Source organism: Klebsiella sp. HMSC16A12, assembly GCF_001808265.1.
GTDB lineage: Bacteria > Pseudomonadota > Gammaproteobacteria > Enterobacterales > Enterobacteriaceae > Klebsiella > Klebsiella pneumoniae.
This window is the reverse complement of the sequence record NZ_KV792576.1, coordinates 93,119-101,443: the sequence shown is the minus strand read 5'-3', so window position 1 is coordinate 101,443 and position 8,325 is coordinate 93,119. Positions and strand designations below refer to the sequence as shown.

At 56.6% G+C, this 8,325-nt stretch carries 8 protein-coding genes; 2 read left to right on the top strand and 6 right to left on the bottom strand.

Going from position 1 to position 8,325, the window contains the following annotated elements; translation table 11 throughout:
* Positions 1–186 precede the first annotated feature (186 nt).
* Both HMPREF3140_RS09330 and mdtD read left to right on the top strand, forming a co-directional pair.
* Positions 187–888 carry a FadR/GntR family transcriptional regulator gene (locus HMPREF3140_RS09330; RefSeq protein ID WP_002882540.1) on the top strand — a complete coding sequence of 234 codons (702 nt, stop codon included), beginning with the start codon at positions 187–189 and terminating at the stop codon, positions 886–888.
* Between the two features lie 12 nt (positions 889–900).
* Positions 901–2,298, top strand: a complete 1,398-nt coding sequence (gene mdtD / locus HMPREF3140_RS09325; RefSeq protein ID WP_002882539.1) for a multidrug transporter subunit MdtD — start codon at positions 901–903, stop codon at positions 2,296–2,298.
* Here mdtD and rbsR read toward each other — a convergent pair.
* From rbsR to rbsD, 6 genes are all read right to left on the bottom strand, one after another.
* A complete protein-coding gene (gene rbsR / locus HMPREF3140_RS09320) occupies positions 2,295–3,287 on the bottom strand; it encodes a ribose operon transcriptional repressor RbsR (RefSeq protein WP_004187944.1) in 993 nt (330 codons plus the stop codon). The two genes, mdtD and rbsR, sit on opposite strands and share 4 nt — an antisense overlap.
* Positions 3,288–3,290: 3 nt before the next feature.
* The gene (gene rbsK / locus HMPREF3140_RS09315) at positions 3,291–4,223 is read right to left on the bottom strand and encodes a ribokinase (RefSeq protein ID WP_004173836.1); all 933 of its coding nucleotides are present in this window, start codon (positions 4,221–4,223) and stop codon (positions 3,291–3,293) included.
* Between the two features lie 100 nt (positions 4,224–4,323).
* Positions 4,324–5,214, bottom strand: coding sequence for a ribose ABC transporter substrate-binding protein RbsB (gene rbsB, locus HMPREF3140_RS09310; RefSeq protein WP_002882536.1), 891 nt, complete (start codon positions 5,212–5,214; stop codon positions 4,324–4,326).
* A gap of 27 nt (positions 5,215–5,241) precedes the next feature.
* A complete protein-coding gene (gene rbsC / locus HMPREF3140_RS09305; protein WP_002882531.1) occupies positions 5,242–6,207 on the bottom strand; it encodes a ribose ABC transporter permease in 966 nt (321 codons plus the stop codon).
* Positions 6,208–6,212: 5 nt separating this feature from the next.
* Positions 6,213–7,718 carry a ribose ABC transporter ATP-binding protein RbsA gene (rbsA, locus tag HMPREF3140_RS09300; RefSeq protein WP_002882529.1) on the bottom strand — a complete coding sequence of 502 codons (1,506 nt, stop codon included), beginning with the start codon at positions 7,716–7,718 and terminating at the stop codon, positions 6,213–6,215.
* 10 nt (positions 7,719–7,728) lie between these two features.
* Positions 7,729–8,148, bottom strand: a complete 420-nt coding sequence (gene rbsD / locus HMPREF3140_RS09295; protein WP_002882527.1) for a D-ribose pyranase — start codon at positions 8,146–8,148, stop codon at positions 7,729–7,731.
* Positions 8,149–8,325: the final 177 nt, after the last annotated feature.

The following is an 8,325-nucleotide window of genomic DNA, read 5'->3' as shown; positions in this document are numbered from 1 at the left end:
GGAGGCGCATTATAGGGAGTAATTCTGAGGTGGCAAGGGGAAATGCAAAAAAAGTTTTCAACCGTCTCTTTTTTCAACAATGCGGCGAGGAATGTCGCAAAAAACCGCCGTTTTGCCGTTTTAACCGACGAAACGGGGCGCCTGGTGGCATACTGTTAGAGTAGAGGAAAGAAAGGAACGGCATTTATGTCTTTAAGCGCACAGCAACTGGCGGCACAAAAGAACATTTCCTGGGTACTGGCCGAAAAGCTCGCCCAAAAAATACTGACTGGCGAATATCAGCCGGAAAGCATTCTTCCCGGCGAAATGGAGTTGGGGGAGCAGTTCGGCGTCAGCCGTACCGCCGTCCGCGAAGCGGTGAAGACGCTTACTGCAAAAGGCATGCTGCTGCCCCGCCCTCGCATTGGCACCCGGGTGATGCCGCGCAGCAGCTGGAATTTCCTTGATAAGGAACTGCTCTCCTGGTGGCTAACAGAAGATAACTTCGAAGAGGTGGTAAGCCACTTTCTCGTCATGCGCAGCAGCCTGGAGCCACAGGCCTGCTTTCTCGCCGCCGCCAACGGCACCGCCGGGCAAAAAGCGCAGCTCAATACATTAATGGAAGAGATGATTGCTCTGAAACGCCATTTTCAGCGCGAACGCTGGATAGAAGTCGATATGGCCTGGCATGAACATATCTATGAAATGAGCGGTAATCCTTTCCTCAGCTCTTTCGCCTCGCTGTTTCATTCGGTCTACCACACCTACTTCACGTCGATTACGCAAAATGAAGTGGTGAAGCTCGATCTCCACCAGGCGATTGTCGATGCCATTCTTAACAGTGATGCGCCGGGGGCGTTGCTCGCCTGCCAGGCATTGTTGAACGCCCCACACCACGTAAATCAATAACAAGGATTTGGCATGAGCGGAAAAAAAGGGCGCAGCATGGCTGGCCTGCCGTGGATCGCGGCGATGGCCTTCTTTATGCAGGCGCTGGATGCCACCATTCTTAACACCGCCCTCCCGGCTATCGCCCACAGTCTTAATCGTTCTCCCTTAGCGATGCAGTCGGCCATTATCAGCTATACGCTGACGGTGGCGATGCTGATCCCGGTCAGCGGCTGGCTGGCCGATCGCTTCGGCACGCGCCGGGTCTTTATCATCGCCGTTAGCCTGTTCACCCTCGGTTCCCTCGCCTGCGCCCTCTCCAGTTCCTTAACGGAACTGGTCATTTTTCGCGTAATTCAGGGGATCGGTGGGGCGATGATGATGCCGGTGGCGAGGCTGGCCCTGCTGCGTGCCTACCCCCGCAGCGAACTGTTGCCGGTCCTGAACTTTGTCACCATGCCGGGATTGGTGGGGCCGATTCTGGGCCCGGTACTCGGCGGGGTATTTGTTACCTGGGCCAGCTGGCATTGGATTTTCCTGATAAACATTCCGATCGGCGTAATTGGCATTCTGTACGCCCGTAAATACATGCCAAATTTCACAACGCCGCGCCGACGCTTCGATATAGGCGGTTTTCTGTTATTTGGCTTAAGTCTGGTGTTATTTTCCAGCGGTATTGAACTGTTTGGGGAAAAAATCGTGGCGACATGGCAGGCGCTGGCCGTGATTGCCGTCAGTCTGTTACTGCTCGTGGCCTATGTGCGTCACGCGCGTCGCCATCCGACGCCGCTTATCTCGCTCTCTTTATTTAAGACCCATACGTTCTCGGTCGGCATTGCCGGCAACCTCGCCACGCGGTTGGGTACCGGCTGCGTACCGTTTCTGATGCCGCTGATGCTACAGGTTGGTTTCGGCTATCCGGCCATTATCGCCGGCTGTATGATCGCCCCCACCGCTATCGGCTCGATTATTGCGAAATCCACCGTTACCCAGGTGCTGCGCTGGTTTGGCTATCGTAAGACCCTGGTGGGGATCACCGTGTTTATTGGCCTTATGATCGCCCAGTTCTCGCTGCAGTCGCCAGAGATGCCGCTGTGGATGCTTCTTCTGCCGCTGTTCGTGCTGGGGATGGCGATGTCCACGCAGTTTACCGCCATGAATACCATTACCCTGGCCGATCTGACCGATGATAATGCCAGCAGCGGCAACAGCCTGCTGGCCGTCACCCAGCAGCTTTCAATTAGTCTCGGGGTGGCCATCAGCGCTGCGGTGCTACGCTTCTATGAAGGTTTTGATAATGCAAGCACGGTACAGCAGTTTCACTACACCTTTATAACCATGGGCGTGATAACCATTATATCGGCGCTGATGTTTATGCTGTTAAGAGCGAAGGATGGCCGCAACCTGATTAGCGAGCGGCATAAACGCTAAGCGGAACCGCGAACCACCAGCTCCGGCGTTAACTGAACGCGCTGCTGTTTTTGCTGCGGATCGGCCATGCGATGGATCAGTACGTCGATGGCCAGTTCCCCCAGCTCATCCTTTGGCTGGTGAATGGTGGTCAATGGCGGCGTCATATAACGTGCCAGCTCAATATCATCGTAGCCCACCAACGCCATATCCTGCGGAATCTGCAGCCCGGCCTGGTATAACGCCTGATAAGCGCCAACCGCCATCGCATCGTTACCGACAAACACCGCCTGCGGACGCTGCGGCAACGCCAGCAGCTGCTGCATCGCACTAAACCCGCCGCCAAACTCAAAATCACTGGTCACCACGTATCCTTCGGCAACCGGCAGGCCGCAGCGCGCCATCGCGGCATGATAGCCTTCAAGACGCAGGCGCGCCGGGGTTTTATCCAGCGGGCCGGCAATACAGGCAATGCGTGAATGCCCCTGGTCAATCAGATACTGGGTCGCCATATCGCCGCCGAGCAGCGAGTTATCCTGAATCAGATCGCTATCGCCATCAAAGGGGGCCCAGTCCATCATAACCGTCGGTACCGACGGATAGCGCTGCATGATTTCCGGGGAGGGCTGATGAGTCTCCGTGCACAGCAGGAGTAATCCATCGACGCGTTTTTGCATTAGCGTCTCCAGATTACGATTCATTCGCTGCTCATCACCTTCGGTATTGCAGAGCACGAGGCTATAACCCCGCTCAAAGCAGCTACGCTCCACGCCCCGCACCAGCTCCGAATAAAACGGATTGGTACTGGCGGTGATCAGCATGCCGATGGTACGGGTTTGATTGAGCTTGAGGCTACGCGCCAGCGCAGAGGGGGCGTAGTTGAGGCTTTTGATCGCAGCGTCAACTTTGGCGGTAATCGCCTCGCTGACAAAGCGGTCCTTATTGATGACGTGTGACACCGTCGATGTGGAAACGCCCGCGATGCGGGCCACATCTTTCATCGTAGCCAAGCATTACCCCTGTTGCGCTAAAAATTCATCGATCTCTGTGCGCCAAGGCACGGACGGCTGAGCGCCTTTGCGGGTTACGGCGATCGCCGCTGCGGCATGCGCAAAGCGAATCGCCTCCGGCAGGGCGGTCCCTTCCAGCAGCGCGGTCACCAGCGCGCCGTTAAAGGTATCACCGGCCGCGATAGTATCAATGGCCTGTACGCGAAACCCTGGGATCCGGCGGCTTTCGCCTTCGGCACTGAGCCAGACGCCGCGGCTGCCGAGGGTGATCATCACCGTACCAATGCCTTTGGCATGCAGCACGTTGGCGGCTTTTGCCGCATCTTCGTCACTCTCAACGCGAATACCGGTCAGCTTTTCCGCTTCGGTTTCGTTAGGGGTAATAATATCCACCAGCGCCAGCAGTTCATCCGGTAGTTCACGCGCTGGCGCGGGGTTCAGCACCACGGTGGTGTGATGGTGATGGGCGATTTTCGCCGCCGCTATGACGCTCTCCAGCGGCGACTCCAGCTGCATCAACAACGCCTGTGCGCTGGCGATACGCTCTTTTTCCGCCTCAACCTGGGAGACGGAAAGCGCCGCATTGGCGCCGGCATGAATACCGATGACATTCTCACCTTCGGCGTTAACGAAAATTAACGCCACCCCGGTCGCTTCCCCGGCAACCGCGCGCACGGGCGCCACGTCGATTTTATCGCTCGCCAGCTGACGACGGATGCGTTCACCGATATCGTCATCGCCGGTGCAGGCGATAAACGCGATATCCGCTCCGCTGCGCCCGGCGGCCACCGCCTGGTTGGCCCCTTTTCCACCGAACGCCACCTGATAATGGTGGCCGGTGACGGTTTCGCCCGGCGTCGGGAAAGCGTCAAGGTTAAGAATGTGATCGGCATTGATACTGCCAAGGACGACAAGTTTGCCTGCAGTTTTCATCATTTCTGTTCCCGGGAAAGCGCGCCACCGGGATCCGGTGGCGCATGCCCTGCTTTTCTTTTTTTATATTGTCCCTCGGACCGTTGCCAGTCCGAATCGCATATTACTGCTTAACGACCAGCTTCAGCTCAACCGGGTAGTTAGCCTCCACTTTTTCGCCCTTCAGTACCTTATCAGCAGTCTCAACGCCTTTCGCGCCGATCTGCTCCGGCAACTGTGCGACGGTCGCCGCCAGTTTGCCACTGTTTACTGCTTTTTCGCCATCCGGAGTGCCGTCAAATCCAACCACCATCACATCGGACTTGCCTGCGGTCTGCAGCGCGCGCAGGGCGCCCAGCGCCATTTCATCATTTTGCGCGAACACTGCCTGGACGTCAGGATGTGCGGTCAGCAGGTTCTGCATCACGTTCAGGCCTTTGGTGCGGTCGAAATCGGCCGGCTGGCTGGCCAGGACGTTGAATTTGTGCGCCGCCACGGCCTGTTTAAAGCCTTCGCCACGCTCGCGAGCCGCAGAAGTTCCGGCAATGCCCTGCAGCTCAATGACTTTTGCACTTTCACCCACTTTTTTCGCGATGTAATCGCCAGCCATTTTCCCACCCTGCACGTTGTCAGAGGCGATATGGCTCACAACATCGCCTTTTGTCGCCTGACGGTCGAGAGTGATGACCGGGATTTTCGCCTGGTTCGCCATCTTCACGGCGTTGCCGACGGCATCAGAGTCGGTGGGGTTGATCAGCAGCAGCTTGGTGCCGCGCACCGTTAAATCCTGGACGTTCGCCAGCTCTTTCGCCGGGTTGTTCTGGGAATCCAGCACCACCAGGTTGTAGCCCAGCTTGTCAGCTTCTTTTTGCGCGCCGTCTTTCAGCGACACGAAGAACGGGTTGTTGAGGGTAGAGATAACCAGAGCGATGGTGTCTTTGGCCATCGCGTTCGCGCTAACGGTCGCACTTAGCGCAACAGCAGAGACCAGGGTCGCCAGTTTTTTCATATTCATAGTTAAGATGTCCTGTAGAGTTCTCAGTTACTGCTTTTTGTTATCTACCAGTACCGCCAGCAAAATCACCACCGCTTTAACGATCATCTGGTAATAGGAAGAAACGCCTAAAAGATTAAGACCATTATTCAGGAAGCCAAGGATCAGCGCACCAATCAGCGTGCCGACAATGCGTCCTTTGCCACCAGCCAGGCTGGTGCCGCCGAGCACCACCGCCGCAATGGCGTCCAGCTCATAGCCCGTCCCCGCTGTCGGCTGCGCGGAGGAGAGACGCGCCACTTCGATGATCCCGGCCAGCGAAGCCAGCATTCCGCACAAGGCGTAAACGATAATTTTAACTTTATTGACGCTAATCCCGGACAGACGCGTCGCCGCTTCATTACCGCCCAGGGCATAAATATAACGGCCCAGGCGAGTATGGTGCAGCATGTACCAGGCCGCCAGGAAGACAATCGCCATGATCCATACCGGCGTCGGGATCCCCAGCGGACGCCCGATGCCAAACCAGCCAAACAGATCGGCATTATCGCTAAAGCCGGTATTGATCGGGCTGCCGTTGGTGTACACCATGGTTACGCCGCGCAGCAGCAGCATCATCACCAGGGTGGCGATGAAGGCCTGCACGCGGCCTCTCGCTACAATCACCCCGGTGACTGCGCCGATCGCCGCACCTAATGCGAGGGCAGCCGCGACCGCCACCAGCGCATTAACCTCAATGCCAACGATCGACGCTGCCACCGCACCGGTGAGCGCCAGCAGGGAGCCGACGGACAGATCGATCCCCGAGGTCAGTATGACCAGCGTCATCCCTACCGCCATAATGGCGTTAACGGAGGTTTGCTGCAGAATATTGAACAGGTTATTGACGGTAAAAAAGTTGGGGCTCATGGTCGATACCACCGCGATCAGCACCAGCAGGGCAATCAGCGATTTTTGCTCCATCAGCCACGCTTTTGTGAAATAGCGGCGACCAGAAACAGCCTGGGTTGTCATCTTTCTTACTCCTGATTCACACGGTTAAGCTTGCCCACAGCGGCAGCCATCAATACTTCCTGGGTGGCCTGCTCGCGTGTGAATTCACCGCCGAGATGCCCTTCGTGCATCACTATGATGCGATCGCTCATGCCCAACACTTCCGGCATCTCGGAGGAGACCAGAATGATGCTCAGGCCGTCGGCTTTGAACTGGTTGATGAGCTGGTAGATCTCTTTCTTCGCCCCGACGTCGACGCCGCGGGTCGGTTCATCGAGGATCAGCACCTTCGGCCGGGTCATCAGCCCGCGGGCGATGGCGACCTTTTGCTGGTTGCCGCCGGAGAGCAGGCCGATCGCCTGCTCCATGGACGGCGTTTTCACGTTAAACAGGCGGATGAAATCACTCACCGCCTGCTGTTCATCTTTATGCTTAAGACTACCGCCCGCCCGGCTGAAATAGCGCAGCGCCGTCAGGGACATGTTTTCTTTTACCGACATCCCGAGAACCAGACCATCGCGCTTACGGTCTTCGGAGATATAGACAATGCCGTTCGCCAGACCATCCTGCGGCGAACGGGTCACCACTTCGCGGCCATCGAGCGTCACGGAACCGCTGCTGCGCGGCAGCGCGCCGTACAGCACTTTCATCAGTTCGGTCCGCCCGGCGCCCATCAGCCCGGCAACGCCGAGGATCTCCCCCTGGCGCAGGGTAAAGGTCACGTTATCCACCCCCGGGCCGCAGAGGTTGTCGACCTTCAGGCGCACCGCGCCGGGCGCCTTATCGAGGTGTGGATATTGGTCTTCCAGCTTACGGCCGACCATCATCTCGATAAGTCGGTCCTCATCCAGCGACGAGACCTCGCGCTCGGCGATAAACTGCCCGTCACGAAAGACCGTCACGTCGTCGCAAATCTCGAAGATCTCTTTCATACGGTGGGAGATATAGACGATACCGCGCCCCTGCGACTTCAGTTCGCGGATGACGCGGAACAGCGATTCGGTTTCGGTATCGGTCAGCGCATCGGTCGGTTCATCCATAATGATGACTTTCGATTCGAAGCTCAGCACTTTGGCGATCTCCACCATTTGCTGATCGCCAATCGATAGATCGCCCACCAGTTTCTGGCTGGTAAAGCGGAGATTCAGCTTTGCCAACAGCTTGTCGGCTTCGGCATACATCTGCTTCCAGTCGATTTTGCCAAAACGGTTAACGAACTCGCGGCCAAGGAAGATGTTCTCGGCGATCGTCAACTGAGGGATCAGGTTCAGTTCCTGATGGATAATGCCGATCCCAGCTTCCTGGGAGGATTTTGGGCCGTTAAAGGTCGTCTCTTTGCCTAACCACAGCAAAGAGCCGGCATCACGGGTGTAGATCCCGGTCAACACCTTCATCATAGTGGACTTGCCGGCGCCATTTTCCCCTACCAGCGCCATCACCCGGCCGGCATAGACATTCAACGCCGCGCCGGAGAGCGCCTTGACGCCAGGGAACGCTTTGTCGATCCCTTTCAGTTGCAATAAGGCTTCCATGACGGCGACCTCAGAACGTGACGCCGGCACAGAGAATGATATTCGCAAACGGGGAACACTCCCCGCTGCGAATTACCGCCTGACTGTCTGCGGTTTGTTTTTTGAACTGCTCATGGCTGGTGTAACGAATTTCAATGGTATTTCCCTGGTGCTGCTGCAGCTGCTCGAGGTGAGTGAGCAACGTCGCGTGGAGCTGCGGATTATGGGTTTTAATCTCTTCCGCGATGACAGCCGCTTCAACCTGCATTTCCGTCGTCACCACTTCCAGCACCTGCATAAATGAAGGTACGCCCTGAGTCAGCGCCATATCAATGCGCGTGCTGCTGCGGGGAACCGGTAATCCGGCATCGCAGACCACCAGCGTATCGGTGTGGCCCAGGCGGGAAATGACCGCGGAAATATCAGCGTTAAGTACGGTGCCTTTTTTCATTTTTTCTCTTTTGCTCCACTAGCGAAACGTTTCGCTAAAATAATTATTATCAATGCGTGAGCAGAAAACCATCACCAGAAGAGAGAAATGTGATCGCCATCGAAACGTTTCGCGAGGCAGCGACAGGACATAACAACCGGAGTGAGAAACAAAAAGCCCTTCGCAATGGAAGGGCTT